Annotated in this window: 26 protein-coding genes; 18 read left to right on the forward strand and 8 right to left on the reverse strand. The window is 65.1% G+C overall.

Annotated features, from left to right (window positions below; all coding sequences use genetic code 11):
- Positions 1–15: 15 nt before the first annotated feature.
- Entirely contained in the window at positions 16–1,005 is a 990-nt protein-coding gene (locus AW272_RS03930; protein ID WP_157518268.1) for a hypothetical protein, read from the reverse strand.
- A gap of 88 nt (positions 1,006–1,093) precedes the next feature.
- On the opposite strand from AW272_RS03930, the gene AW272_RS03935 reads away from it, so the two are divergent.
- On the forward strand, positions 1,094–1,312 hold the full coding sequence (locus tag AW272_RS03935) for a hypothetical protein (protein ID WP_066361049.1): 219 nt from the start codon (positions 1,094–1,096) through the stop codon (positions 1,310–1,312).
- A 98-nt stretch (positions 1,313–1,410) separates the two neighbouring features.
- On the opposite strand, the gene AW272_RS03940 is transcribed toward AW272_RS03935, so the two are convergent.
- Complete coding sequence (locus AW272_RS03940; protein WP_066361050.1) at positions 1,411–2,127, reverse strand: SDR family oxidoreductase; 717 nt, start codon at positions 2,125–2,127, stop codon at positions 1,411–1,413.
- Between the two features lie 1,441 nt (positions 2,128–3,568).
- Complete coding sequence (locus tag AW272_RS03945) at positions 3,569–3,778, reverse strand: hypothetical protein (protein WP_066361051.1); 210 nt, start codon at positions 3,776–3,778, stop codon at positions 3,569–3,571.
- Between the two features lie 538 nt (positions 3,779–4,316).
- Between AW272_RS03945 and AW272_RS03950 the strand changes: the two genes are divergently transcribed.
- The 4 genes from AW272_RS03950 to cas7c are packed head-to-tail and all read left to right on the forward strand — an operon-like array spanning position 4,317 to position 9,850.
- On the forward strand, positions 4,317–6,521 hold the full coding sequence (locus AW272_RS03950; protein ID WP_066361052.1) for a CRISPR-associated helicase/endonuclease Cas3: 2,205 nt from the start codon (positions 4,317–4,319) through the stop codon (positions 6,519–6,521).
- Entirely contained in the window at positions 6,518–7,207 is a 690-nt protein-coding gene (cas5c, locus tag AW272_RS03955) for a type I-C CRISPR-associated protein Cas5c (RefSeq protein WP_245657178.1), read from the forward strand. The genes AW272_RS03950 and cas5c overlap by 4 nt, the downstream gene beginning before the upstream one ends.
- A gap of 4 nt (positions 7,208–7,211) precedes the next feature.
- Positions 7,212–8,966, forward strand: coding sequence for a type I-C CRISPR-associated protein Cas8c/Csd1 (cas8c, locus tag AW272_RS03960; protein WP_066361054.1), 1,755 nt, complete (start codon positions 7,212–7,214; stop codon positions 8,964–8,966).
- A gap of 20 nt (positions 8,967–8,986) precedes the next feature.
- Positions 8,987–9,850 carry a type I-C CRISPR-associated protein Cas7/Csd2 gene (gene cas7c, locus AW272_RS03965; protein ID WP_066361055.1) on the forward strand — a complete coding sequence of 288 codons (864 nt, stop codon included), beginning with the start codon at positions 8,987–8,989 and terminating at the stop codon, positions 9,848–9,850.
- Positions 9,851–10,532: 682 nt separating this feature from the next.
- Here cas7c and AW272_RS41730 read toward each other — a convergent pair.
- Positions 10,533–10,763 (reverse strand): hypothetical protein, encoded by a 231-nt coding sequence (locus tag AW272_RS41730; RefSeq protein WP_157518270.1) that lies wholly within the window; start codon positions 10,761–10,763, stop codon positions 10,533–10,535.
- Positions 10,764–12,129: 1,366 nt separating this feature from the next.
- Between AW272_RS41730 and AW272_RS03975 the strand changes: the two genes are divergently transcribed.
- On the forward strand, positions 12,130–12,378 hold the full coding sequence (locus AW272_RS03975; protein WP_066361057.1) for a hypothetical protein: 249 nt from the start codon (positions 12,130–12,132) through the stop codon (positions 12,376–12,378).
- 714 nt (positions 12,379–13,092) lie between these two features.
- Positions 13,093–13,287 carry a hypothetical protein gene (locus tag AW272_RS03985; protein ID WP_066361059.1) on the forward strand — a complete coding sequence of 65 codons (195 nt, stop codon included), beginning with the start codon at positions 13,093–13,095 and terminating at the stop codon, positions 13,285–13,287.
- Between the two features lie 416 nt (positions 13,288–13,703).
- On the opposite strand, the gene AW272_RS03990 is transcribed toward AW272_RS03985, so the two are convergent.
- The gene (locus AW272_RS03990; protein ID WP_066361060.1) at positions 13,704–14,435 is read right to left on the reverse strand and encodes a phospholipase D-like domain-containing protein; all 732 of its coding nucleotides are present in this window, start codon (positions 14,433–14,435) and stop codon (positions 13,704–13,706) included.
- 153 nt (positions 14,436–14,588) lie between these two features.
- Between AW272_RS03990 and AW272_RS03995 the strand changes: the two genes are divergently transcribed.
- The 3 genes from AW272_RS03995 to AW272_RS04005 all read left to right on the forward strand — a co-directional run bounded on the left by AW272_RS03995 (position 14,589) and on the right by AW272_RS04005 (position 16,054).
- Positions 14,589–14,933 carry a hypothetical protein gene (locus AW272_RS03995; protein ID WP_066361061.1) on the forward strand — a complete coding sequence of 115 codons (345 nt, stop codon included), beginning with the start codon at positions 14,589–14,591 and terminating at the stop codon, positions 14,931–14,933.
- A gap of 10 nt (positions 14,934–14,943) precedes the next feature.
- Positions 14,944–15,414 (forward strand): GntR family transcriptional regulator, encoded by a 471-nt coding sequence (locus AW272_RS04000; RefSeq protein ID WP_066361062.1) that lies wholly within the window; start codon positions 14,944–14,946, stop codon positions 15,412–15,414.
- 67 nt (positions 15,415–15,481) lie between these two features.
- The gene (locus tag AW272_RS04005; protein WP_066361063.1) at positions 15,482–16,054 is read left to right on the forward strand and encodes an HD domain-containing protein; all 573 of its coding nucleotides are present in this window, start codon (positions 15,482–15,484) and stop codon (positions 16,052–16,054) included.
- On the opposite strand, the gene AW272_RS04010 is transcribed toward AW272_RS04005, so the two are convergent.
- From AW272_RS04010 to AW272_RS04020, 3 genes are all read right to left on the reverse strand, one after another.
- Positions 16,022–16,498 (reverse strand): NUDIX hydrolase, encoded by a 477-nt coding sequence (locus AW272_RS04010; protein WP_066361230.1) that lies wholly within the window; start codon positions 16,496–16,498, stop codon positions 16,022–16,024. The genes AW272_RS04005 and AW272_RS04010 overlap by 33 nt on opposite strands.
- A 2-nt stretch (positions 16,499–16,500) precedes the next feature.
- A complete protein-coding gene (locus AW272_RS04015; protein WP_066361231.1) occupies positions 16,501–17,241 on the reverse strand; it encodes a DUF5919 domain-containing protein in 741 nt (246 codons plus the stop codon).
- Positions 17,242–17,781: 540 nt separating this feature from the next.
- Positions 17,782–18,126, reverse strand: a complete 345-nt coding sequence (locus AW272_RS04020) for a GntR family transcriptional regulator (protein ID WP_066361064.1) — start codon at positions 18,124–18,126, stop codon at positions 17,782–17,784.
- A 106-nt stretch (positions 18,127–18,232) separates the two neighbouring features.
- Between AW272_RS04020 and AW272_RS04025 the strand changes: the two genes are divergently transcribed.
- The 8 genes from AW272_RS04025 to AW272_RS04055 all read left to right on the forward strand — a co-directional run bounded on the left by AW272_RS04025 (position 18,233) and on the right by AW272_RS04055 (position 23,803).
- Positions 18,233–18,565 (forward strand): SCO3933 family regulatory protein, encoded by a 333-nt coding sequence (locus AW272_RS04025; RefSeq protein ID WP_066361065.1) that lies wholly within the window; start codon positions 18,233–18,235, stop codon positions 18,563–18,565.
- On the forward strand, positions 18,558–19,871 hold the full coding sequence (locus AW272_RS04030) for an FtsK/SpoIIIE domain-containing protein (protein ID WP_066361066.1): 1,314 nt from the start codon (positions 18,558–18,560) through the stop codon (positions 19,869–19,871). Before AW272_RS04025 ends, AW272_RS04030 begins: the two co-directional genes overlap by 8 nt.
- A 22-nt stretch (positions 19,872–19,893) precedes the next feature.
- Complete coding sequence (locus tag AW272_RS04035; protein ID WP_066361067.1) at positions 19,894–20,505, forward strand: DUF2637 domain-containing protein; 612 nt, start codon at positions 19,894–19,896, stop codon at positions 20,503–20,505.
- A gap of 15 nt (positions 20,506–20,520) precedes the next feature.
- Positions 20,521–20,865: a hypothetical protein gene (locus AW272_RS04040; RefSeq protein ID WP_066361068.1), complete on the forward strand. Its 345-nt coding sequence runs from the start codon at positions 20,521–20,523 to the stop codon at positions 20,863–20,865.
- A gap of 3 nt (positions 20,866–20,868) precedes the next feature.
- On the forward strand, positions 20,869–21,000 hold the full coding sequence (locus AW272_RS45520; protein ID WP_275527276.1) for a hypothetical protein: 132 nt from the start codon (positions 20,869–20,871) through the stop codon (positions 20,998–21,000).
- Positions 21,001–21,097: 97 nt separating this feature from the next.
- Positions 21,098–22,441, forward strand: coding sequence for a replication initiator (locus AW272_RS04045; protein WP_218010774.1), 1,344 nt, complete (start codon positions 21,098–21,100; stop codon positions 22,439–22,441).
- Positions 22,428–22,604, forward strand: a complete 177-nt coding sequence (locus AW272_RS04050; RefSeq protein WP_066361069.1) for a helix-turn-helix domain-containing protein — start codon at positions 22,428–22,430, stop codon at positions 22,602–22,604. The genes AW272_RS04045 and AW272_RS04050 overlap by 14 nt, the downstream gene beginning before the upstream one ends.
- Positions 22,605–22,822: 218 nt before the next feature.
- The gene (locus tag AW272_RS04055; RefSeq protein WP_218010775.1) at positions 22,823–23,803 is read left to right on the forward strand and encodes a tyrosine-type recombinase/integrase; all 981 of its coding nucleotides are present in this window, start codon (positions 22,823–22,825) and stop codon (positions 23,801–23,803) included.
- Positions 23,804–24,123 lie beyond the last annotated feature (320 nt).

Below are 24,123 nucleotides of genomic sequence, written 5' to 3' on the forward strand. Positions count from 1 at the left end.
GGACGATAACCCGGATCATTCGCCCGGCAGCCACCATATCCACAGGCTGGACTTCAAAGACCAGGTGTCGATCTTCTTGATCTCGCCGGTACGGATGTCGATCGTCCGCACCCCGCCCCCGATGACGACGCCGTCGCCGGTGTTCCGGTACGTCCACAGCCGTAGCCGGTCAGAGGAGTCCCAGGCCAGCTTGTTCGCCCGCTCGCCCTTCGGCATCGTCAGTTTGATCGGCGGCCCGACCGAGTCGGACGACAGGTCGTAGATCCGTAACGCCGCCTGGCGGCCCTCGATGAACACCGCGACGCTACGTCCGTCGCCGGCCAGGGCCAGCGGATAATTGTGGTCGACGACCTGCGGCACCTCCTGGCTGTTCAGCTCGCCGTCCGCGTCGATCGACGTGAACAGCGTCGTGTTCTGGTCGGAAACGCTGGTCACCATGACCGACGACCCGTCGGCGCCGAACCCCTGGAGCGAGGTGTCGGCCGGCAGCGTGTAGTAGCGGCCGGACGCCACCTCGACGATCTTCGTGGGCAGCTTGCCGTCCTCGTCGATGTAGTCGACCGCGATGTGCTTCCCGTCGTTCGACAGCTGGGTGTCGACGTCGTTGATCGAGATGCCCTTCGGCAGCTTCGCCGCCGCGCCGCGCATCGCGGCGACCTTTCCGGTGGTGAGGTCGCGGATGACCAGCTTCTTGGTCTTCGCGGTGAAGTAGGCGATCCGCGTGCCGTCCCCGCTCAGCGCCGGCTGCAGCGCGCTCTCCCGGTCGACGCCCCCCGACGCCGTGACCCGGTGGACCTGCGCGTCGGCTAGCGCCGTCGTGGTGCCGTCCCGGCGAGAGATCATCCACTGGCCGCACGGGACCGTGTAGTCGTCTTTGGGGCACGCCTTGAGCCAGACATACCGGGCCGGTGCAGAGGCGGCTCCCGTCCGCGCCTCCGCGACCGTCGCCGGCGACATGACCGCGAGCGCCGTCACGGCGGCGGTCACGAGTGCGCGAGTCTTCATCTGTTTCCTTTCGTCACCGGAGTAGATGCGGGAACCGGTGGGAAAGTTGGCAGCGATTCGATTTCCGGTATGTGATGAGATCGGGCGAATGGAACGCGCACGCCAGTTATTGGGCGACCTCCTGATCCTCCGTAGGGGCGGTGCCTTCCTGGTCGGCCGCTATGCGATCACGGACGATGTTGTGCCCTATTCCGGCAGCTACGAGCCCCTTCGGGGCGTCATGATGCCCGGAGGCTACGAGTCGGTCCTGGACATCAGCTTCGATGTGCGCGGTGGTCTGCTGGTGCGCCAGCTCCACTCCTCGTAGAGCGGCGTGCGGTCGCCCTGGTTTGAGGGCGTGCGGGAGCCGTAAAAGAAAACGGCTTTTGAGACCCCCGCACCTGTGCGCGGCCGATGTACCAGAGGTCAGGTGAGCGGCTCGCCGCCGTCGATTCGGAGTGTCACGCCCGTGAGGAACGGGCTGGTCATCGCGAAGATGACGGCGGCGGCGATGTCGTCGGGGACACCGATCCGCCGCGCGGGATTGCGGCTGCGGAGGTCGGTGAAGTAGGCGCTTTTGGCGTCTTCGCCCAGAGAGTCCCAGATGCCGGTGTCGACCACTCCGGGGGAGATCGTGTTCACCCGGATGGGCCCGAGTTCGAGCGCCAGCGACCGGGTCAGAAAGTCGACCGCGCCGTTGGTGATGGCCACGCCGAGGTACCCGACGGCGGGCTTGAACGCGGCGACGCCGGAGAACAGGACGAAGGACCCGCCTTCGGCGATGCGCGGCGCGAAATGCTTGGCCAGCATGACCGGCCCGATGACCTTGGTGTCGAACGACCGCAGCAGCGCCTCCCGATCAAGCTCGGCCAGCCGGCCCCGAGCTCGCGCGGAAGCAGTCGAAACGACATGATCCACCTGCCCGAGCCGCTCCGCGAGCGCCGCGATGCTGTCGTCATCGGTGATGTCGACGCGCTCGGCGGTGATCCCCTCGTCGTTATAGGCGGCCCGGAGCGAATCCTGATCACGCCCGGCGACGACGACGCGGGCCCCGTGGGCATGTGTGGCCAGAGTGACCGCGCGGGCGATCCCGCTGCCGCGCCCGATCACGACGACGGTACGCCCGTCCAGCGACGATGACATCGCGGCCCCCTCCAAGATCGTTGTCTTTCGATGCTAACGAGTGGAGGTGCGGCGGGGCTGCCGCCGGGCCGGGCGTCTTCGCTGGTCGGGGGCTCGAAAAGGCTCAGGGCACATGACCGTCTGGAGATCGGCGGTCGTGTGCCCTGAATGTGCCGTGTCCGGCGAGGTCAGCGGTAGTTCTTGAACTGCGTGGGGGGCGCTGTGACCTGGGGTGATCGCGGCATCTGGGTGGTGACCTGGGAGATGTCTGCCGGTTGTTGTCGTCCCCTGCGGCTGTTTCTCGGTCTCGTGTGCCCTCGTTGTGCCCTGCGGTGATCAACCCGACTTACCCGGTGGCACGGGTACAAGACACCGGGCTTAGGAAGCCGAGCGTCTTGCTGAAGTAAGCGGATCGCTGAACTGGACAGAAAGTGATATGCGGCGTGCCTGATGTAATGATCAATCCACGTATGCTCCGGATCTTGTCGCTGCCGCTTAGATCGGGGTTGATCCGACTGAAGCGTGCGCCGTTTGGTCCCAGTAGTGTTTCCTGTCGGCCTCTGGAGCCACGTGCATCTATGTGGCATTTTTCGGTGATCAACTCTGATAACCCGGTGGCAAGCCGACCCGGAGCGCAGGGCCGTCAGGCCCGAGCATCGGAAGCGGTGCGGCAGAAGCCCTCTCAAAGCGATCATTCGGGCGGATTGCGGGGCTGCATGCTTGAGCGTCTACTTTCGGGTGCAGCGACCAGTTTCGGTGAGTTCTCGTCGCTCTTTCACGCTAAGGGAGCCGCGGCTGGCCAGCTGGTGGCACTGAGTGGATTCGAAGTACAGCGCCAACCCTTGGCGCAATGCGGCGATCGCGTGACGGGGCCGAAAATGATCTAGGAACCTCAATTGGGTCCGCGAAACGCAGGTCGCGCCCAACTCCCCAAGGTTCAAATGTGGACATGGGGAACAGTTGAGAAAGGTCATAACGCTACTCTGTGAAGTGCTTCCTGCTCGTCGGGAGCAGCAGCGGCCCCTGGGCCGGTGAGGATCACAACGTCCCAGGAGGGCCCGTCACCGCGGTCTCCTCGGTGGCTCGCAGCGCCGGCCCCTGGCGGCCGGTGAGGATCGCAACTGGATCTGGAAGTCGATCGGCAGGCCGGTGACGGCTGCAGCACCGGCCCCTGGCGGCCGGTGAGGATCGCAACATTGTGGACGCCTACGAGGTCGACGAGCGCGGCCATCGCGCCTCACCGGCCCCTGGTAGCCGGTGAGGATCGTAACCGCGAGGTGTTCGAGTGGCGGGGCGTTGGGGGGTGGCTGCAGCACCGGCCCTTGGCGGCCGGTGAGGATCGCAACACGGCAGGTAGCGCGTCGACTTAGGGCGTGTGCCGAACTGCAGGACCGGCCTCTGAAGGCCGATGAGGATCGGAACCACATCGATCTGCCCCTTTCGGGGCTGGTGAGGGCGATCATTAACGGGCTTGCTGGTCCTCGTCGTTCTTGGCTTGGGCCGGCGGGATGATCGCGTTGAAAAACATCACACTGAACCCAAAAGCTGGGCCTGCGGACAGGGCAGCCGCTTGCCACAAGCTCCCGGTCGATAGGACCACGCCTGCCGTAACCACCGCCACGACGAACGCCGCGAGAATGACAACCGCAGCACGGATCGTCAGTAAGTACATAAACGCCTCTCTCGATCGAGGGTAATCCTCAGCCCTTTGCCCATACAGGGCTTTACCCGCAACCCAGGTCTGCTGGCCAACACAGGAAGTTGGTCCACGCAGTGTTCCCCGCCCTACCAAATGACATCGCATCTGCTCGCTGCAAGAACCGGGCGATGCCCTTGTCTTCCCGTCTGAGCGATCGAGAGGCTACTGGCCGGGAGCTTCAGCCGTCTGCTAGATCGACGAAATGATCGATTTCTCATGGTACCCCGACTGACGTCTTAGAAGTGGCGTGGGGCTACGGCCGCAGGAGCTACGCTCTGGACAGTTAATGGCGACGCCACTTGTCGTGGTATGTCGAGGATCGCAACTAAGAGGTTGGTTCGGGTGCCCTTTGACCGGATCACTCGCTGTTACCGCAGGCTGCTATTTCGGCCTGTGGTAACAGTATTTTCGGCGTCTCCACTAAGTGATGTTTTGCTGTGTGGCGAATTTGTCGGTCCCTGGCCCTATAGTCCCGGAACGACTCTTCGTTAGCGGCCTAGATCGGACTGTAATGGCGGAGCTGTGGGCTCACAGCAAGAATCATGCTGGTCAGCGGCATGCCCTTAGTGATCACTTGCGTGGCACAGCTGCCCTGGCGGGCGATTTCGCGGATGCGTTCGGTGCTCGTGACCTAGCTGCCTACCTCGGGCTGGTCCATGACGTGGGCAAGGGCCAGTGCATCTGGCAGGAGGGCCTTCTCGTCGCGGAGCCCACGAACGGAAGAGTGCGTGATGCTCAGGGTCAAAGCATCGATCACAAGATGGCTGGCACATGGCTGGCAGCCCATCGGGCAGATCTAGGCACCCTCAGCATGCCGGTGCTCGGTCACCACGGCGGGCTTCCCGACACTCAAGACCTCAAACGCTGCCTTCAGACGGCAAAGACAGACGCCAAGGAACAGGTCCGGGAAGCAATTGACCAGGTAGCCGCCCTAGTGCCAGAGATAGTCAGCGGGCCCATTCCGTCAATCCCGGCCTGGGCGAGGTCTCGACCCGATCGGCATGCGTTCGAGCTCTTGGTGAGGATGGTGTTCAGCGCTGTTGTGGATGCTGATCGTCTGGACACCGCTCGGCACCGTGTAGGCCAGCAGCGGCCGTCGACGGTTTCGCTGGCGGCACTGGCGGACGCGTTCGAGCGCGCTCGGACCGCCTATCTCCGCAAGCCTGGCCATCGGCCTTCCCCGGTTGATGGCGTTCGGACGGCTGTGTACGAAGAGGTTGTCGCCGCCGCATCACAGGAGAGAGGAATCTTTCCGTTCCCCGCTCCCACCGGCGCCGGGAAGACGATCGCCGCAGGCGGTTTCGCGGTGCATCACGCGGCCCGGCACGGCATGCGCCGGGTGATCATCGCCGTACCATTCACGTCGATCACCGAGCAGAATGCCACCGTATACAGAACTCTGTTCGGTGATGCGAACGTGCTGGAACATCACAGCAGCGTGGACCTGGACCGGCTTCCGGCGAACAGACGATGGCAGCGCCTTGCTGCGGAGAATTGGGATGCGCCGGTCGTCGTCACGACGACCGTTCAGCTGTTCCAATCCCTTTTCGACCGGCGACCTGAGGCGATGCGGAAGGTTCACCGCCTGGCCGGCTCGGTAATCGTTCTGGACGAGGTCCAGTCGCTCCCCGACAAGATGCTCTTGCCGATCTTGTCGGCGCTACGTCACTTAACCGAGTACTTCGGCGCGAGCGTGGTGCTGGCCTCGGCCACACAGCCGGCCTTCTTCGACCTGGACATCTTCCGCGACCTGGAACCGAGGGAGGTGATCACGCAACCGCAACCGCTCTATGACCGGCTGCGGCGAGTTCGCTACACGTGGCGCTGCAGTCCCAAACCCACCCTCAAGCAGATCGCGGACGAGGCAGCACAAGAACCTCAGGTGCTGCTCATCGTGAACACCACCGGGGATGCGGGCAAACTGCACGGCGCCCTCGCCAAGGTCTGGAAGCACAACGGTCCGGTGCTGCACTTGTCCACCCGCATGGCGGCAGCACACCGCCGCGACATCCTGGACAAGGTCAGGGAGTTGCTCAACGCGGATCTCCCGGTTGCTGTGGTGAGTACCCAACTAATCGAGGCGGGTGTGGACCTGGACTTTCCCGTGGTCTACCGGGCGATGGCCCCGGCCGAGGCGCTGCAGCAGGCGGCAGGTCGGTCGAACCGCAATGGACGTCTCGCCGAGGGACGAGTGATCGTCTTCGAGCCGGCCGACGGAAACGTCTGGGGCACCCAGATGGTGTACGGCGCTGCCCTGGAAACCAGCAGGGCTCACATCGGCCCCCATGGAAAAGATCCTGATGATCTGGACGCGCTAAGGACGTACTACAAGGCCAGGTACACGGTGACGAACCTGGAAGGAAGCGGAGTGGGGAAGCGAATCCAGGACCGCCGCGCCGTTCTTGACTTTCCTGTCGTGGCGAAGGAATTCAAGATGATCGACGAGTTGACGGTTCCCGTGCTCGTCCCTTATGGCAACGACGTCGAACGAAACAGCCTCCGGAATCGGCTCCGCAGGGCAGACCACATCGAGCCATGGGTTCTGCGGCGCATCCAGCCTTACCTCGCCGCCCTCCCCACACGCCTTGCGCAGCAGGCGGTCAAAGACGGGAAAGCCACCGAACTACTCGGCGACCTATACGAGTGGCACGGCACCTACCACCCCAACCGTGGAATCGAGTTCACCTATCCCGAGCCGGAGGACGACAACAGGTGAGCACTCATCAGCACCCGAACTACCAGCATCCCCCTTTGGTCGTCGAGGTCAGTGGGGACCTGGCCTGCTTCACCCGGCCTGAGCTCAAAGCCGAACGATTCAGCTACGAGGTCATGACCCCATCGGCCGCCCGCGGCATCCTCGACGCGATCTTCTGGAAGCCAGAGTTCGACTACGCCATCTGCCGGATCGAGGTCCTCCAACCGATCCGATGGCTGTCCATTCGCCGCAATGAGGTCAAGTCAGTGATCTCTGAAGACTGGGTCCGGCGAGCGATGGTCGACCCCAGCCTCCGCTACGACGTGGAAAACGACCGAGACCAGCGCAACACTGTGGCCCTGCGAGATGTCGCCTACCGCATCTACGCTCAAGTACGTCTTCGGCCGCATGCCGACAGTCACGAGGCGAAGTACCGCGAGCAATTCCGCAGGAGAGTCGCCAAAGGCGCCTGCTACTCCCAGCCCTTCCTGGGCACCCGGGAATTCTCGGCCCGATTTGGCATGCCCAGCTCCCTCAAGCCGATCAATGAGGACCGTGAGCTCGGCGTCATGCTGCACAGCATCGGCTACGAGGGTGCCAACGAGACCTACCGCTGGTTCCTTGCAAAACTGGACAAGGGTGTCTTGGATGTGCCGCTGAACGGCCTCGAACTCCCCTCCTCCACCGCCGCGAAGACGCGGACGTGATCACATGCTGATCCAGCGACTGGCCGAGCACGCCGAAAGGCCGGCAGGGGACACGACTCCCCGCTATTACCGGAACCGCACGGTCCAGTGGGCGATCATGCTCAACCCCGGTGGGAAGCTCTCGCTGATCAACCGTGCTGACGCGACCAACAAAGCCGGATCGTCACTGGCGACCCCGTATGTGACTCGTACCAGTGGTGTGGCCGCGATGCTCCTCGTGGACACCCTGGAATACGTCTTCGCCGTCGCCAAAGACGACACCGACAAAGCCCAAACAGGGGCCGACCGTCGAAACGACGCTTACCTCGACCTCCTCAAGGCGTGGAAGGACGCCAGCAACGACCCGGTCGCCGATCTGGTGTGGCAGACCTTCGCACAAGAACGTCACCTTGGTCTCCTGTCTGACCTTCCGGAGGAAGCCAAGTCCTCCGACATCGTCGCCATCCTGGTGGACGGCGAATGGGCCCACCTGCGTCCCTCGGCGATCAGCTTCTGGGCTCAGGTCGCCCGCCAGCGAAAAAGCTCCGGTGATGACGGGCTGTGCTTGGCGTGCGGCCAACTGGGCCCGCTGCTGAAGACGATCCCCGACATGGTCAAAAGCACCCTCATCCCCGTCGGTCTCGACGCGGGTGGCCGACCGAAGCGAGGCCGAGACGCCGCGTTGGTGTCGGTGAACACGGCAGCGCAAGGCCGAGGGGGAACGCTCCAACTCGCCAACACGCCAATCTGTGAAGAATGCGGCGGCTCGGCGATGGCCGGGCTCAACCATCTGCTGTCCAGCGACCAGCACCGCCGTCGCGGCGATGACAACGTGTTCACTTGGTGGCTCCGCGAACCCGACTACTTCAGCCCGATCATGATCGACGTCCCGGAGTTGAAGGACGTCGAACGACTCCTCGACGAAGTCCGGCGCGGACAGACCGGCACAGAAATCGACGAAAACCATTTCTATGCCTTAACCCTGTCGGCCAACCAAAGTCGAGTGGTCATCCGCGACTGGCTGGACGTCCCCCTCCCAGAAATTAAAAGACGATTCGCCGCCTGGTTCCTGGACCATCGCTCCGTCGAACTCTGGAGCGACAGCGTCAAATACGTTCCGCTGTGGCAGATGGTCCGAGCCAGCGGGCGCTGGAACCGGGCACGCAATCTGTACCAGCCGGGTACCGCCGTCCATGGCATCGAACGTGACCTGCTGCACGCGGCCCTCCATGGAGCGTCCCCACCTCCGAGCCTGATCCCGCAACTTTTGCACCGCATCCGCAACGACCATCACGTTGACCTGCCCAGAACCGCGATGCTCCGGCTCGCGCTCAACCGCCCCCCGTACGAGGAGAACATCATGCCGGGCCTCGACGAAACCGCCACCGAACCCGCCTACGTCTGGGGACGGCTCTTCGCCCTGCTGGAGGCGATCCAACGTCGAGCCCTCCCCGACACCAACGCCACCATCCGCGACCGCTACTTCGGCCTGGCCATGACCCAGCCCGCCGCCACCATGCGCATGCTGCGGACCAACGCCAACGGGCACTTGAAGAAACTCCTCGGCAAACAAGCCACCCGCCCCGCCGGACGAGCTCTCGATGGCCGGCTGGCCGACATCAGCCAGCTCATCGACCGCGAAACCGGGCTCCCGGCCCACCTGGACGCCCGCGGACAGGTCCAGTTCATCCTGGGCTACGACCATCAGCGCGCCGCCGACATGGCAGCCGCACGCGCAGCCAAAGCGGCCAAGAACACCTCCGAAACCCCCGACGCCTGATCCGGCAAGGAGACCTGAAGATGACGCGAGACATCCACCTGGATCCCACCCGCAAGCACGACTTCGTCTTCTACTTCGACATCCACGACGGCAACCCCAACGGTGACCCCGACGCCGCCGGAATGCCCCGCACCGACCCCGAAACCATGCAAGGGCTGGTCACCGACGTCGCGATCAAACGGAAGATCCGCAACATGATCACCCTGCTGGGCGAAGGCAAACCCGGTTACGACATCTACGTCGAAGCCGGCGTCTCCCTCAACTCCCAACACGAACGCTCCTACGCCGAACTCGGCCTGACCGACGGCAAGGCGTCCGAGATCTCCGCCCAACAATGGATGTGCCAGACCTTCTACGACGTCCGCATGTTCGGCGCCGTCATGACCACCGGAAAAAAGACAGCAGGCCGGGTCAGGGGGCCGCTTCAGCTCACCTTCTCCCGCTCCATCCACCCTGTCCTTCCTCAGGAACACGGAATCACCCGGGTAACCCGCACCAGGGAAGACGACAGCAAGGAAACGGAGATGGGCGGCAAACACGCCATCGCCTACGGCCTCTACCGTGGCCTCGGCCACTTCAGCGCCCCACTCGCCGCCAGGACCGGCGTCACCTCCGAAGACCTGTCCATGCTCTGGAAGGCCCTCACCTTCATGTTCGAACACGACCGAGCTTCGGGACGGGCGCAGATGGCGCTGCGAGGCCTCTACGTGTTCACTCATGCAGACGCGTTCGGCACAGTCCCTGCTCACGTGCTCACAGATGCGATTACGAGCACCCTCGTCATCCCGGACGGCCAGCCGGTACGGGACTTCAATAACTACAGAATCGATATTGATGAAGCTGTCATTCCGGATGGAGTGACACTCGCCCGCATCGTCGGATAGTCGCGCATAGATAGTCGCAGTGCTAGTCGAGATTCATTTGTTCATCCGATTTGATTGTCCGTTACTTGATAAGTAAATTGCTTAAGAACCCCGCAAGGAGCCAATGCGCAACCTTTGCGTCGGCGCCTGTGAAGATGTTGATCTTGAGCCCGTGAGGATCGCAACACCTAGCCCGGCTGTGAATACTTCAGCACGACCGACGGCCAGCATCAACCCTTCGGGGTTGGCGAGGATCGCAACACGGGCGACGACACCTGGTCGGCCTACAGTACCGAGCAGTACGGTCGCAACCCCGATTCATAGCAGCTTAGCGGCACGACAAACCGACAGCAGCACCGGCCATCCGGGGTCGGTGAGGATCGCAACCCCTTCCCTGGACGCGCTTCATCGAGGTATTCATCGCGACCAGCACCGGTCCTTAGGGATCGGTGAGGATCGCAACGTGTTGGACACCGAGAGCGTCTCGGTCGCAGTGTCGTCCCCCAGCACCGGCCCTTCGGGTCGGTGAGGATCGCAACCAAGAGAAGGCCGCCCCCTACCTGGTGACGGTTGCCGAGTCAGCACCAGCCCGTCGGGGTCGGCGAGGATCGCAACTACGTCCGCTCCCGCGAGCAGGGCGACCTCATCCACCAGCACCGGCCCGCCGTGGTCGGTGAGAATCGCAACGGCCAGCAGCGGTACATCAGCGCCACGGTCCTGATCCCAGCACCGGCCCGCCGTGGTCGGTGAGAATCGCAACCCGATCATCATCAACAACGCGGTCGTCTCGTGGCACCAGCACCGGCCCGCCGTGGTCGATGAGGATCGCAATTGCGGCATTTGGTGGGGCGAAGAACTCGCAACTCAGGACCAGCACCAGCCCGCCGTGGTCGGTGAGGACCGCAACCTCGGACATGCCCTCGACGCGGGCCATGTTGCAGGACCGTGGTCGGTGAGGATCGCAACACGTAGGCGTCGAGGTCGTCTCGGCGGACCAGGATCAGCCCCAGCACCGGCCCGCCATGGTCGGTGAGGATCGTAACCGCATCCGGTCTGCGCTGGCCCCGGTCTCGGTCATACGGCCCGCATCGGCCCGTGTGGTCGGTGAGGATCGCAACTGCATGTCGATGGTGACCTCTATCTGCGTACCAGTACCAGCATCGGCCCGCCTTGTCGGTGAGGATCGCAACACGTCGACGGCGCTGCGAAGCCCGTCCGCGGTGACCCAGCACCGGCCCGCCGTGGTCGGTGAGGATTGCAACTTCGGGACGGGGATGTCCTTGGGCGCGATCGTGGCCAGCACCGGCCCGCCGTGGTCGGCGAGGATCGCAACGTGACCGGCCAGGACTGGGAGTACGAGATGCTTCACCAGCATCGGCCCGCCGTGGTCGGTGAGGATCGCAACTGCGACTTCCCCTCCTGAGGGAGGCAGAAGACCATCACCAGCACCGGCCCGCCATGGTCTGTGAGGAACGCAATCTTTGGGAGGACGATGGGCAATGATGCCCGCCAGCACCGGCTCTTCGAGGTCGGGTGAGGATCGCAACTTGTGAATCGTCTCGTAATGTCCGATTTCGACGATCGGGTCAGCACCGGCCCGCCGTGGTCGGCGAGGCTCGCACAATGTCGACACCTACGTGAAGATCGGCCGCAACTTGATCCCAGCGCCGACCCTCCAGGATTTGGTGAGGATCGCAACTCCTCTTCGGGACCGAAGAACAGCACCGTGGGGAGAGGCCAGTACCGGCCCTCCGGGGTCAGTGAGGACCGCAACTTCACACTCGACGACCCTGTCTACGGGGTCCAGGACGGCTAGCACCGGACCTTCGGGGTCGATGAGGATCGAAATACCTGCGCGACGCCGGCCGACGCGTGCGGCGTGAACAGCCAGCACCGGTCCTTCGAGGTCGGTGAGGATCGCAACAGCGTCTACCGCCAGCACTGGGACCAGGCCGCCAAGCCAGCACCGGCCCTCCGGGGTCGGTGAGGATCGCAACGCGCGCGACCACGCGTCGAAGGCGTTCTGTGATCTCGGCCAGTATCGGCCCTTCGGAGTCGGTGAGGATCGCAACCCGCAGTGGGCTGCCGTGGTGAAGCCTTCGGAAGCCAGCATCGGCCCTTCGGGGTCGGTGAGGGTCGCAACGCCTACGACAACGACACGACCGGCGGCACGGACTCCAGCCCAGCATCGGCCCTTCGGTGTCGGTGAGGATCGCAACCACTGGGACGAGTTCCGGAACTCGATCACCGAATCCGGCCAGCATCGGCCCTTCGCGGTTAGTGAGGATCGCAACTACACGTTGGAGACGCGTCTCCTTCTCAAGGTCAGCCACCAGCATCGGCCCTTCGGGGTCGGTGAGGATCGCAACTCGTTCAGCCAGAACGTCGACTGGCCGTCCTGGAACCAGCACCAGCCCTCCGGGACCAGCGAGGATGACAACGCTTACCCGGGCGGTGAATACTCCAGCACGACCGACGGCCAGCACCGGCTCTCCGAGGTGGGTGAGGATCGCAACGACACACCCGTGATAAGCAGGTGCCGCTGGTAGAGGTCAGCGCCTGATCTTCGGAGTCCATGAGGGTCGCAACGCCTCCGAGAAGCCCAATTCCGGCATGGTGACGCCACCAGCACCAACCCTTTGGGGTCGGTGAGGATCGTAACCGGACGATGCCGAGGTCTTGCAGGCGTGTGAGGTCGTCCAGCACTGGCCTTTCGAGGCCGGTGAGCATCGCAACTCCGGCACCTACGTGTGCCCTCCGACTGTGACGGGGGCCAGCACCGACCCCTTCGGGATCGCTGAGGATCGCAATGACGTGCACGGCCACCAGAGAGGCTAGCCGGAACACCCTCACCCGCCCTGGAGTCGGCGAGGATCGCAACGGGACTAGGGCCGAGGACATGGCGGGCGCAATGAACCAGCGCTGGCCCACTGAGGTCGGGAGGACCGCAACTTCGTCAACTGCGGGCCGGACACGAACCCCAGTCGGAGCCAGCGACGGCCCCTAAGGTCGCTGAGGCCTCTAGGATGACGTCGACCCGGATGGACCCGGGCAGCATCGACTCGCCGTAGCCGGTGAGGATCGCAGCAACGGCGGCCTGGCCCGCGCAGAGAACATCGCCCGCCCAGCACCAGCCCTTCGAGCTCGGTGAGGATCGCAACTCTGTCAGCATAATCAGCTGCTGGATCTTCTCTCCCTTCCAGCACCAGCCCTTCGGGGTTGGTGAGGATCGCAACGCGCGGAACCCGGCCGACGCTGGGCCGGTGCTGCGCCAGCACCGGCCCGCCGTGGTCGGTGAGGATCGCAACGCCACGAAGGTGCCGGTCCCGTACAGCATGGCCAGCCAGCACCGGCCCGCCGTGGTCGGTGAGGATCGCAACTCGTTGCACACCGGCCGGCTGCTCCGGCTGCGACTCCAGCACCGGCCCGCTGCGGTCGGTGAGGATCGCAACGTGTGAATGGACCCGAGCGCGGCCGGGAGTCGTGGTGACCCAGCACCGGCCCGCCATGGTCGGTGAGGAACGCAATCTTTAGGAGGACGATGGGCAATGGATGCCCGCCAGCGTCGGCCACTCCAAGTTATGGGTACCGCAACGGGAGCATTTCGATCTGCTAAACGTCAAGGCCAGTACAAGATGGCCAGTGACATTGCATACTGGCTAAAACCCTGCCTTATCCAGGCAGGCCTACGAGCGCCGTATTTGACGACTGCCAGGCGATTCGGCGCGTGGGCGGTGCGGGCCGCGACCGGCCGAAGAGCCGAAGCGCGGCCCGCGACCGCCTGACGCGCGCCGGACCGCCGCAGGCGGGCCGGCCTTGAAGACGTACAGATATTCTTCTTTTTGATCATGGTTGGCATCGGCGGCCAGGGTCGTTAAGCGTCCGACAGCGGTTGCGACTGGCTCCAGATGCGCTCGAAGCTCGTCAGGTAGACCGCTGCCGTTCCCGCGTCGCTGTTGCTCCGTAGGTGGATGACAGGCGCATCGGCAGCAGGGGTGCTGTACGCGTGGGTGTTCACCAGCACGTCCCGATCCCCTCGGTAGATCGAGTTGTAGAGCACCGTCCCGTGCAACCGAAGCTCGACCCGCTCGACATTCCGCAGGCGCCCGTAGAGCGTGATCGCGTTGCGAGCTCTCCCGGCCATGACCTCCGGCCCAATGCCCTCTTCGGCGCCTCGGGCGGCGACTTCCCGGCTGTCTGGGTCTCCAAGAAGGATGCGGACAGAGACACCCGCTCGCGCGCGTTCCGCGATCAGGCGGAGAAGCCCGGCGTTCTCGGCGAGGAACAACCCGCTGTAGGTCAGGATGCCGATCTCTTTCGTGGCGTTCTTGAAGAGCTGCTTCCAGGCGGCCTGCGGAACGGCCCATCGGTGAGGGTAGACGGTCTGCACCTCGTCGGCGATGACTCTTTGACGCTGGGCGATCTCCGGCCACAGTTCGCTCTCGGCGACCTGGAGAAAGTCGGCGATGGCGTAGCGGTGGCGCGGGTAGGGCACTCGGCCGGCGATCCAGCGGTCAACGGTCTTGGGGTCTACGGCCAGAGCGGCGGCGAGGTCGGCGGACCGGAGTTGTGCTCGGGCGAGGGTGTATTTCAGGTTGTCGCTCACGCTTACCTCTCGGAACGCGGGCCTTGGGCCTCACGCTAACATGAGACGTCCCAAGACGTCCCTAAGTCGCGGTGTAGAGGTTCCTGCCCCACGACAGAAGCTCATTCGACCTGGGCGCGGCACTCGCGCCTCACAGAAGTCGAAGGAGCGCTGATGAACGAGGCACAGGACCAGCTACGGATCTATCAGCAGGCGGCCCTGACGGGGCTGAGACGCGAACTGACTGTCCGCGGCCTTAACACCGTCTATCTCGTCGATCAGAAGTCGCGGCCGACCGTGGAAGTGGAGGACTGCAACATGCGGATGCGCCGGATCTACGTCCACACCGGTTTCTGGTGGTTCTACTGGGGCGACCAGCCCGACGAGCGTGTCTCCTGCCTGGAGTTGCCGAACGCGGTCGCGGTCATCATGCGCGCGGCGCGGGCGGGCTTTCGCGAGGGCGTACAGGGAGATCTTGTCGTGAACTTGCAGAACATCGCCGATGCCTACCGAACCTGAGCCGCCCGGAATGAACGAAAGCACGATGCTGGTCGGTTGGCGTGTCTACCCGCAGCTCGCCGCCAAGCTCCGCCAGCGAATCGCCTCGGGTCAATATCCGGCGGGAATGACGCTGCCCTCAGAAGGGAAGCTGTGCCGGGAGTTCCGGGTGGCGCGAAACACGGTGCGCAGGGCATTCGCCCAGCTCGAACAGGAGAACCTGATCATCACGATCCCGTCCAAGGGGCGGTTCGTGTCCGGTGGTGACCCCCAGGCGGAGACGTACCAATATCAGCTCATCGCCCGCGAGCTCCGCGCGCGGATCAGCGGGGGAGAGTTGCGAGCCGGGGCGGCGGTCCCGAGTGAGAGCGAGCTCCGTGAGCGGTTCGGTGCGTCACGGAACACCGTCCGGCAGGCATTGACCCTCCTGGAGCGTGAAGGGCTGATCGTGGTCAAACACGGTAAGGGGCGCTTCGTCCGTGGCCCTGAGCAGGACGGTTAGGACGTCCTGGGACGTCCAAGTTCTACCTCTTGGTGCGTCCCGGGGTGCCCTGCCTATCGTGAACGGCATGGGACAAGTTGAGTGGGCGCGTGACCTGGCACGTAAGGTTCTTGAGCGGCCGTTGCCGCGTCGGTGGGAGCACACCCAAGGGGTCGGCCGGCGGGCGGAGCAGCTCGCGCCGATCCTCGGTAAGGACGCCGAGATTCTCGCCGCGTCCGCCTGGCTCCATGACATCGGGTACGCCCCGGACCTGATCGACGTCGGGTTCCACCCCATCGACGGCGGACGCTACCTCCGCGACGTCCACGGCGCCGATGAACTCTTGTGCCGCCTGGTCGCTCACCACACTTGCGCCGAAATCGAGGCCGACGAACGTGGCCTGCTCGACATCCTTCAGGGAGAGTTCCCCAAAGAGCGCGGGGACCTGGTCGAGGCGCTCACCTTCTGCGACATGACCACCAGCCCGGACGGTGTCCCGCTCACGGTGGTCGACCGGCTCGCCGAGATCCGTTCCCGTTATGGCCCCGACGACGCGGTCACGTGGTCGATCAACCAGGCCGAACCCCACATCTTGAGGGCCGTGCAGTCGGTGGAAGCGAAGCTTGCCCTATCCGATGTGCGGCTGGGCTGCCCCGCCTAGGTAGTTGCTGATCCGCAGGCGCATCGACCGGTCCATGGTGAGCGCGGCGACCTGATCGCGCGGAACCCACCGGACTTCGGTCGATTCGCTGCTCGGGGTCGGCTCGCCGGCGACGGCCTGGGCGACCAGGACGAGAGAGAACTCCTGCCGCGCCTCGCCGTTCGAGGTGTAGAGGATGACGTGCTTCGGGTCGCTGTAGGTGCCGGCAAGCCCGGTGATCCGACACGTGATCCCGGTCTCTTCGAGCGTCTCCCGTACGGCGGCCTGCGGAATGGACTCGCCCAGATCGATGGCCCCACCGGGAACGGCCCAGTTACCGTTGTCGCTGCGGCGGATCATGAGGATGTCGCCCGCCTCGTTGGTGACCACGACGTTGACGGACGGGACGAGGCTGTTGGGCGCGGGGGCGTCCGGGTCGTCGTAGAAGTCGATCCGCTTCGCCATGATCACGACTCTACCGGGACTGCCTCGGACCAGACGCGCTCGAAACTCTCCGCGTACGTGCTCACCATGTCGCCGCCGGCCACTCGACGAAGGTGCATGACGGGGGCGTTGGCCGCAGGGGCTCCGTACACGTGGGTGTTGACGAGCATCTGATCGTCGGCGCGGTAGATCGAGTTGTAGAGAACGGTGCCGTGCAACCTGATCTCGACACCATCAAGGCGGTGGATAGGCCGGTAGAGGACGAGCGCGTTCCTGATCTTCGCGGCCATACCCTCGTGGATGTCTTCGTCAGCTCCGCGCTTGGCGACTTCGGCGCTGTCGGGGTCGCCGAGCAAGATTCGTACCCGCGTTCCCGCCTCGGCCTTCTCGCCCAGCATGCGCACCATGCCGGAATCCTCCGCGAGGAACATGCCGCTGTAGACGAGGATCCCGATCTCGTCCTGAGCGGATGAGAAGAGTCGTCCCCACGCGTCCCGGGGGACGGCCCAGCGGTGCGGATAGAGATTGACGATCTCGCTCTCGGACGCTGAGGCGACCTGCTCGCGCGTCAGAGCCTCCGGCCACAGGTAACTCTCGTCCATGGAGAGATAGGTAGAGACCGCGTACCTGTGCTTTCGGTACGGCGCCCGTCCTTTGGTGATCCACCGCTCGACCGTCTTGGGGTCGACCTCGATGGCCTGCGCCAAGTCCGCGACGCTCTTCCCGCGCTCCAGGAGAGCCGCGCGCAGTCTCTCGTTCGCCATCTCACCAGCCGCGTTAGGGACGTCCAGGGACCTGGCCATAGTAGGCCGGACGTCTTGAACACGTCCCGTCGTGTAGTGATCTCGTCCGTGCTCCTCGCCGCAATCTGTGTGTCACAAGCCACGGAAACCGCGACGAGAGGAGCAATGAGCATGGCAAACACGACTGCGTTAACGCCGGAGACGCCCAATTGCGAGTGCGGCGCACTCCCGGTACACGGTCAGATCCGATGCCGTAAGTGCATGGCTCGGGACCGGTTCGCCAAGCATGAGAAGTCACGACGGCGGCGGAGTGCCCGGCGCAACAACAACCGCCGGCCGCCGAAGGACTCCCGCAAGGCTCGCGCGTTGGGGGTGCCCCAGTGAGCTGGCTGCCGCTGATCCTGGCCGTTCTCCTGGCCGTGGTCATCCTGATCTGCTTCGTGGTCGTCCTGATCGGGATGCGTCAGGAGGACCGCCGCCGGCACCTGCCCGAGTCGGCGCCCACCGCTTCGGCGGGGTTCGCCCGGCGCGTGGTCGGCTGCTACGTCCGGGAGAGGCGGCCTAACTCTTCGCGGTGCGTTGAGACGCGCTCGCTTCGAGCTGTTCCAGGCGCCGGGTCAGGTCGGCTACCGCTGTACGGAGCTCGGTGAGTTCGGCGCGCACGTCGTCGGCGGGCGGGGCGTCCTCTCGGACGAAGACGCCCTTTCCCTGCTGGCCGACCACCAGGCCCTCGTTCCGCAAGAGCCCTACGGACATCTTCACGACCGACAGCGAAGCGCCGAATGTCTCGGCCAGTTGGGCTGTGGACGGCAAGGGTTCCCCAGGCGCGATGGAGCCGCTGCGGATCTGCTCGCGCAGCTCGTCGGCGATCTGGAGGTAGCCGGGTCGACCGGTCTTCTTGACCATCGCCCCCTATCTCACCACGCATGGCCGACCAAGCCAACCATGTGTCATTGACAACCAAGCCAACTAGGTTAACTATGTTGGCAACGAGCCTTAAGGAGGTCCGCAAATGCGCACGATCCCCATCCCCGTCGACACCGGCAAGCTCGTCTTCACCTGCGTCAAGGCCCCTCGGCCGCGCATCCTCAACAAGGAAACGGGAGAGATCAAGACCGACAAGACCGGACAGGCCGTCTTCGAGGTCACGGTGTCCGTGGAAGACGAGTTCGACCGCATCGAACTCGCCAAGATCGGCATCTCCGGAGAACCGCCCATCAAGGTCGGCGACGCCGTGATCCCCGTCGGCCTGGTCGGCTATGTCTGGGAGGTCGGCGGCCGGTGGGGCATCTCCTACCGCGCCACCTCCTTCCAGCCGGTCAGCAAGGGCGGCGACTATGCGTGAGCTCCTGCTCGGCTTAGCTCTCTCCCTGGTGGCCACGCTCGGCGTCTGGCGCCACTTCCACTACCGGTCGTTCTGGTACGTGGTCGGCTACGTCCCTGCCGCTCTGAACGTCCGCATCACTTGGCGGAAGGTCGCTCTCGGCTGCGGCCTGACCAAGAAGCGCCAACGCTTCTGGTGGACGATCACTCCCTCGGCGCTCGTTTCCACTGGCAACGTGAGCGTCCGGCGGCGCTTCCGCCGGGTCGCCGTCGACACCAAGCCGTGGATGTGGCTCCCCGTTCCGACCCGTAACGGCTGGCGCGTCACCCTCCGACTCCTGGAGGGGCAGATTCCCGCCGACTACTCCGAGGCGGCCGAACGGCTCGCGCACTCCTGGGGCGTCCACGCCGTCCGCGTCTCCAGCGACAAGCCGGGCCGTCTCCGGATACACGTCACCATCCGCGACCCCCTCGTCAACGTCGACGAGGCTCCACCTTCGATGGAACTCCTCAAGGTCACCGTGGGCCGACTGGAGACCGGCGGTCCGTGGGTCGTCGACTTCAAGACCGTCCCGCACTACCTGAACGCCGGCGCGACCCAATCCGGGAAATCCAACCTCGCCAACGCGCTCATCGTCGGCCTCGCGCGCCAACCCGTCGCGCTGGTCGGCTTCGACCTCAAAGGCGGCGTCGAACTCGCCCCGTACGGCCCCCGACTGTCGGCCCTGGCAACCAGCCGTACCGAATGCGGCGGCCTGCTCGCGGATCTGGTCGGACTCATGATCAGCCGAATGGGACTGTGCCGCGCAGCCGGCGCCCGGAACATCTGGCAGCTACCACCCGCCGTTCGCCCGGTGCCCGTCGTGGTCCTGGTCGACGAGTTGGCAGAGCTGTACCTGATGGCCGACAAGAGTGAGAAAGACGAGATCGCCCGTACCTCGACCGCGCTCCTGCGCATCGCCCAGCTCGGGCGGGCGTTCGGCATCTACCTGTTCTGTTCCGGCCAGCGCATCGGCTCCGACCTCGGCCCCGGCGTGACCGCGCTCCGCGCGCAGTGTTCGGGCCGTATCTGTCACCGCGTCAACGATCCCGAGACCGCGACCATGACCCTCGGCGATCTCGACCCGGCCGCCCTGGACTCCGCCCGCGCCATCCCCGCCGAAACGCCCGGTGTCGCCATCGTCGCCGGACAAGACGGCCAGTGGTACCGCGCCCGCTCCTACTACGTCAGCGAGCAGGCCGCCGAACACGCGGCCACGACGTACGCCTACCTCACCCCCGACTGGGCCGACCTCACCGCAGACCACAAGGTCCCGGACTACGTCTGACCCCGTACGAAGGGAGGACGCCGTGAAAGAGCGACTCCTGGACACAGGACCCGTCCTCGTCCTGGCCCTCATCGCCGGAATCGGCTCCTTCACCCACATCCGCGACACCGCAACCGAACACGGGCAACACGGCTGGATGGCCTGGGCCGTCGCCGTCTGCATCGACCTGACCTGCGTCATAGCCGCCCGCGAACGCCAACGCGACAAGAAGACCGGCCGTCCCCGTCACGGCTGGACGTCCTGGCCGACCCTCGTCCTCATCGGCGGGATCACCCTCTCCCTGGCCGCCAACCTCCACCAAGCCGAACCGACCGTCTGGGGATGGCTGACCGCCGCCACACCGGCGGGGGCTTTCCTGATCGCGGTCTCGATGCTCGAACGCCGGGCCGGCGGACCTCGTCCCGAACCGTCCCCGGTCACCAGGACGGAACCGGAACCGTCTGCGCTCGTCCCCGCTGATCAGCAAGGGCCGTCCTCCGCGCTACTCGACTACGCCCGGCGCGTCGCCGACGAACACCGGGCCCAGCACGGCAGACCCATCACCCGCGACGCACTCCGCGCCCGTCTGGGCATCTCCAGCCAACTTGCCTCAGTTCTCCTGCGCGACGTCCGCGCCGCGCCGGAACCCACCTAACGAAAGGAGCTCACAATGACCCACGACCGTCACTCCGCCCTCATCGGCGGACTCCGCGACCTGGCCGACTTCCTCGACGCCAACCCCGCCGTCCCCGTCCCCAGCACCGAGATCACGATCACCGTCTACCCGACCCGGGCCGATGACGAGGAGATGCGCGCCGTCGTCGACACCATGGCGGCCGGCCTCGGCGCTGAGATCAACCCGAACGACCTGCCCTATGGCCACTACTCCACCTGCCGCAACTTCGGCCCGGTGCAGTACGGAGCCGTCGCCATCATGCGCGAGGCCCGCGAGAAGTACGCGGCCCAGACCTCCTATGAGGACAACATCCAGGTCCCGCCGTCGCAGGTCGCCTGAGACATGACCGAAGACGAGCAGGCCGAACCGGAGGAGATCACGCCCAAGCGCTGGCGGTCCTGCCACTGCGGCGCAACCGGCGTCGACTCCTACGGAGACACCTGCCACCACTGCCACGGGCTCGGCTTCTGCTGACCCGGTGAGCGCCCCCGGCCTGGCCGCACATCCGCCAAGACACACGCCGGGTCGGGGGCCATCCCTCCACCCCAACGAGTGAAAGGAGAACACCATCTTGCCTTCAATCACCCGCAACGCGCATGCGATCGACGGCGTGATCACTCGCCTGAACGCTCCCGACTTCGACCGGTGGGCCTCTCAGGTCCGCAGGGCTGGCGGCTGCGTCCAGCCGATCCACCTTCGCGGCAGGGCCGAATACCGGGATCGGCTGACCGGCGCCCTGCTCCACCGCTACACCACCCGCACCGAACCTGACGGAGTCCTTCGCCTGCCGTGCAAAACCCGTCGCGCGTCCCGCTGCCCGAGGTGCGCCGAGACTTACCGGGCGGACATCTACCACCTGATCCGCGCCGGCCTCATCGGCGGCAAGGGCATTCCCGCCTCAGTGGCGTCACACCCCTGCCTGTTCGTCACCCTCACCGCCCCCTCCTTCGGCCCGGTCCACACCCGCAGAGAACACCACGGCAAGACCCACCCCTGTCACGCTCGACGAGCCGCCTCCGCCTGCGGGCATGGCCGCGTTCTGTCCTGCAAGGCCCGGCACCGGATCGATGAGCCCGTGCTCGGGGAACCGCTCTGCTCTAGCTGTTACGACCACGCTGGGTCGGTCCTGTTCAATGCGTTGGCCCCACTGCTGTGGAAGCGGTTGACCGACGCCCTGCGTCGGCAGCTGGCCAAGTCCGGCGGCCTGACCCTCAAGGAGATGCGGGAACACCTGGCCGTCTCCTTCGCCAAAGTCGCCGAATACCAGCGCCGGGGCGTCGTCCACCTGCACGCCGTGATCCGCCTCGACGGTCCCGACGGACCCAGCTCCGGACCGCCGGCCTGGGCAACCTGTGACCTCCTAGCAAGTGCCGTCAAGCACGCGGCCCGAGTCGTCCGGGCCGACGTTCCCGCCCTCGACGACGAACCGGCCCGCGTCCTGCGCTGGGGAGCCCAACTCGACATCCGTCCCATCACCATGTCGGGCGATCTCACCGAATCCGCGGTCGCCGCCTACGTCGCCAAGTACGCCACCAAAGCCGCCGAATGCGTCGGCACCCTCGACCGGCCTATCCGGCTGACCGACGACCTGGCCGCCCTCCCCATCCGCGACCACGCTCGACGCCTCATCGCCGAGTGCTTCCGGCTGAACGAGCACGAGGCCACCGCAGATCTCAACCTTGCCCATTGGGCTCACATGCTCGGCTTCGGGGGGCATTTTTCGACCCGCTCCCGTCACTACTCGGTGGGAATCGGCGACATCCGCGCCGAACGAACCGCTCACGCGCGGCTCCCACTTTTCGACGAGACCACGGCCGAGCTCGTCGCCGCATGGGAGTACGTCGGTCGTGGCCTCTCCCTCGGTGACGCCTTGATCGTCGAGAGCCTGACGGGCGGTCACCGTGACCGCCACTGAACGTCTCTGGAGCGCCGACGACGTCGCCGAGTTCCTCGGCGTCCCCGTCGCCACCCTCTATCAGTGGCGCTGCCGCCGCATCGGCCCGCGTGGTCGCCGGATCGGCAAGCACCTCCGCTACATGCCCGATGACGTCCTCGCCTGGGTCCGGGAGCAGATATGACCGTCTACGACACGTGGCACAAGTCCCGACCACAGCCCGGAGACGACCCGTGCAAGGAACACAAGCGTGTACCCACTTCGAACCACGGTCGCGGCGAACGGTGGCAGGTTCGCTGGCGCGACGACAGGGGAGAGCAGCGCAAGCGGAACTTCGAGCGGAAGACCGACGCCGACAGCTTCGACGCCGAGACGAAGAACAGCCTCGACAAGGGAACGTCCGTGGACGTCGCCGCCGGTCGCGTCCAGGTGAAGGATGCTGCCGCCAAGTGGCGGGCCGACCTGCTGCATCGGGGTTCGACGAGCGAACGTATGGAACGGGTCTTCCGGCTCCACATTGACCCGATCATCGGCCACATGCAGATGGCTCACGTGCGGCCGGCGCACATCCGGTCATGGGTAAAAGACCGTTCGGCCGTTCTGGCGCCCTCGACCCTGGCCGTCGTCTACAGCAATCTCGTCTCGTTCTTCGGCGCTGCCGTGATCGACCGCGCGATCGGCATCTCACCCTGCCTCGGCGTGCGGTTGCCGGACTCCGACAAGGCCGGTCACTTCGTCCCGATCCCCGACCAGGTCCACACCCTCGCCGAGAACCTGCCACCGCGCTACAGCGCCGTTAGCTACCTCGCCGCCGGTTGCGGCATGCGGGGCGGTGAGATCTTCGGCCTTGAGATCGACCAACTCGACCTGAAGCGCCGAGAAGTCGACATCAGCCAGCAACTCGTGTGCATCTCAGGTCAGGCGCCGTACCTGGCCCCACCGAAGACGAAGACCTCGGCGCGGACCGCCGAATTACCGAAGGTTGTATGCGAAGCCCTGGCCGCACATCTGAAGCGCTTCGAGCCAGTTGAGATCGAGATCGTGGATGCGACCGATCCGCGAAACGTCGTCACCCGGACCGCACGCCTGGTGTTCACGACGAACATGCTTCAGCCCATGCACCGAGCGACCTGGGCGCACATCTGGGCGCCGGCGGCTCGAACCGCCGACATCCCCAAGGGCGTCGGCCTCCACTGCCTACGCCACTACTTCGCAACGCTGCTGATCCACAAAGGGGCCTCGGTCAAGGCCGTACAGCTCGCGCTCGGTCACTCAACCCCGATGGTCACGCTCAACACCTATGTGGGGGAGTGGCCCGAAGCCGGAGAGAAGACACGCCGCCTGGTCGACGAGTCACTCGGACACACTCCGCGCCTCGCATGAACCCAGAAAGGACTCAGGGCACATGGCCGCTTTAAGATCAGCGACCGTGTGCCCTGAATGTGCCCTCTGATATTCGATTTGCAAGTCTGGACTATTTTGTCCTTTTTGGTCAACAACTACCAACACTCTATCGAAAGGTCTCTTGTGTCCAGAAGGGCATCACTAATGAGACAAGTAGGGATATTTCACGGGCCGGGCGGGTCGTCGGGGGAGAAATGGTGCGCCCGAAAAGTTCGTCTGCCGCTGATGCGAATCCCCAGGGGTCGTTCCGACCTCGACCACTGCGCCTGCGAGCAACCATCTACGTACACGAATGGGTT

It is taken from the genome of Herbidospora mongoliensis, assembly GCF_001570545.1.
GTDB lineage: Bacteria > Actinomycetota > Actinomycetes > Streptosporangiales > Streptosporangiaceae > Herbidospora > Herbidospora mongoliensis.

Bases quoted from the DNA above. Each gene is read 5' to 3' on its own strand.
- AW272_RS03930 (WP_157518268.1), bottom strand. From the start codon at position 1,005: ATGAAGACTCGCGCACTCGTGACCGCCGCCGTGACGGCGCTCGCGGTC.
- AW272_RS03935 (WP_066361049.1), top strand. From the start codon at position 1,094: ATGGAACGCGCACGCCAGTTATTGGGCGACCTCCTGATCCTCCGTAGG.
- AW272_RS03940 (WP_066361050.1), bottom strand. From the start codon at position 2,127: ATGTCATCGTCGCTGGACGGGCGTACCGTCGTCGTGATCGGGCGCGGC.
- AW272_RS03945 (WP_066361051.1), bottom strand. From the start codon at position 3,778: ATGTACTTACTGACGATCCGTGCTGCGGTTGTCATTCTCGCGGCGTTC.
- AW272_RS03950 (WP_066361052.1), top strand. From the start codon at position 4,317: ATGGCGGAGCTGTGGGCTCACAGCAAGAATCATGCTGGTCAGCGGCAT.
- cas8c (WP_066361054.1), top strand. From the start codon at position 7,212: ATGCTGATCCAGCGACTGGCCGAGCACGCCGAAAGGCCGGCAGGGGAC.
- cas7c (WP_066361055.1), top strand. From the start codon at position 8,987: ATGACGCGAGACATCCACCTGGATCCCACCCGCAAGCACGACTTCGTC.
- AW272_RS41730 (WP_157518270.1), bottom strand. From the start codon at position 10,763: ATGGCCCGCGTCGAGGGCATGTCCGAGGTTGCGGTCCTCACCGACCAC.
- AW272_RS03995 (WP_066361061.1), top strand. From the start codon at position 14,589: ATGAACGAGGCACAGGACCAGCTACGGATCTATCAGCAGGCGGCCCTG.
- AW272_RS04000 (WP_066361062.1), top strand. From the start codon at position 14,944: ATGAACGAAAGCACGATGCTGGTCGGTTGGCGTGTCTACCCGCAGCTC.
- AW272_RS04005 (WP_066361063.1), top strand. From the start codon at position 15,482: ATGGGACAAGTTGAGTGGGCGCGTGACCTGGCACGTAAGGTTCTTGAG.
- AW272_RS04010 (WP_066361230.1), bottom strand. From the start codon at position 16,498: ATGGCGAAGCGGATCGACTTCTACGACGACCCGGACGCCCCCGCGCCC.
- AW272_RS04015 (WP_066361231.1), bottom strand. From the start codon at position 17,241: ATGGCGAACGAGAGACTGCGCGCGGCTCTCCTGGAGCGCGGGAAGAGC.
- AW272_RS04020 (WP_066361064.1), bottom strand. From the start codon at position 18,126: ATGGTCAAGAAGACCGGTCGACCCGGCTACCTCCAGATCGCCGACGAG.
- AW272_RS04025 (WP_066361065.1), top strand. From the start codon at position 18,233: ATGCGCACGATCCCCATCCCCGTCGACACCGGCAAGCTCGTCTTCACC.
- AW272_RS04030 (WP_066361066.1), top strand. From the start codon at position 18,558: ATGCGTGAGCTCCTGCTCGGCTTAGCTCTCTCCCTGGTGGCCACGCTC.
- AW272_RS04040 (WP_066361068.1), top strand. From the start codon at position 20,521: ATGACCCACGACCGTCACTCCGCCCTCATCGGCGGACTCCGCGACCTG.
- AW272_RS45520 (WP_275527276.1), top strand. From the start codon at position 20,869: ATGACCGAAGACGAGCAGGCCGAACCGGAGGAGATCACGCCCAAGCGC.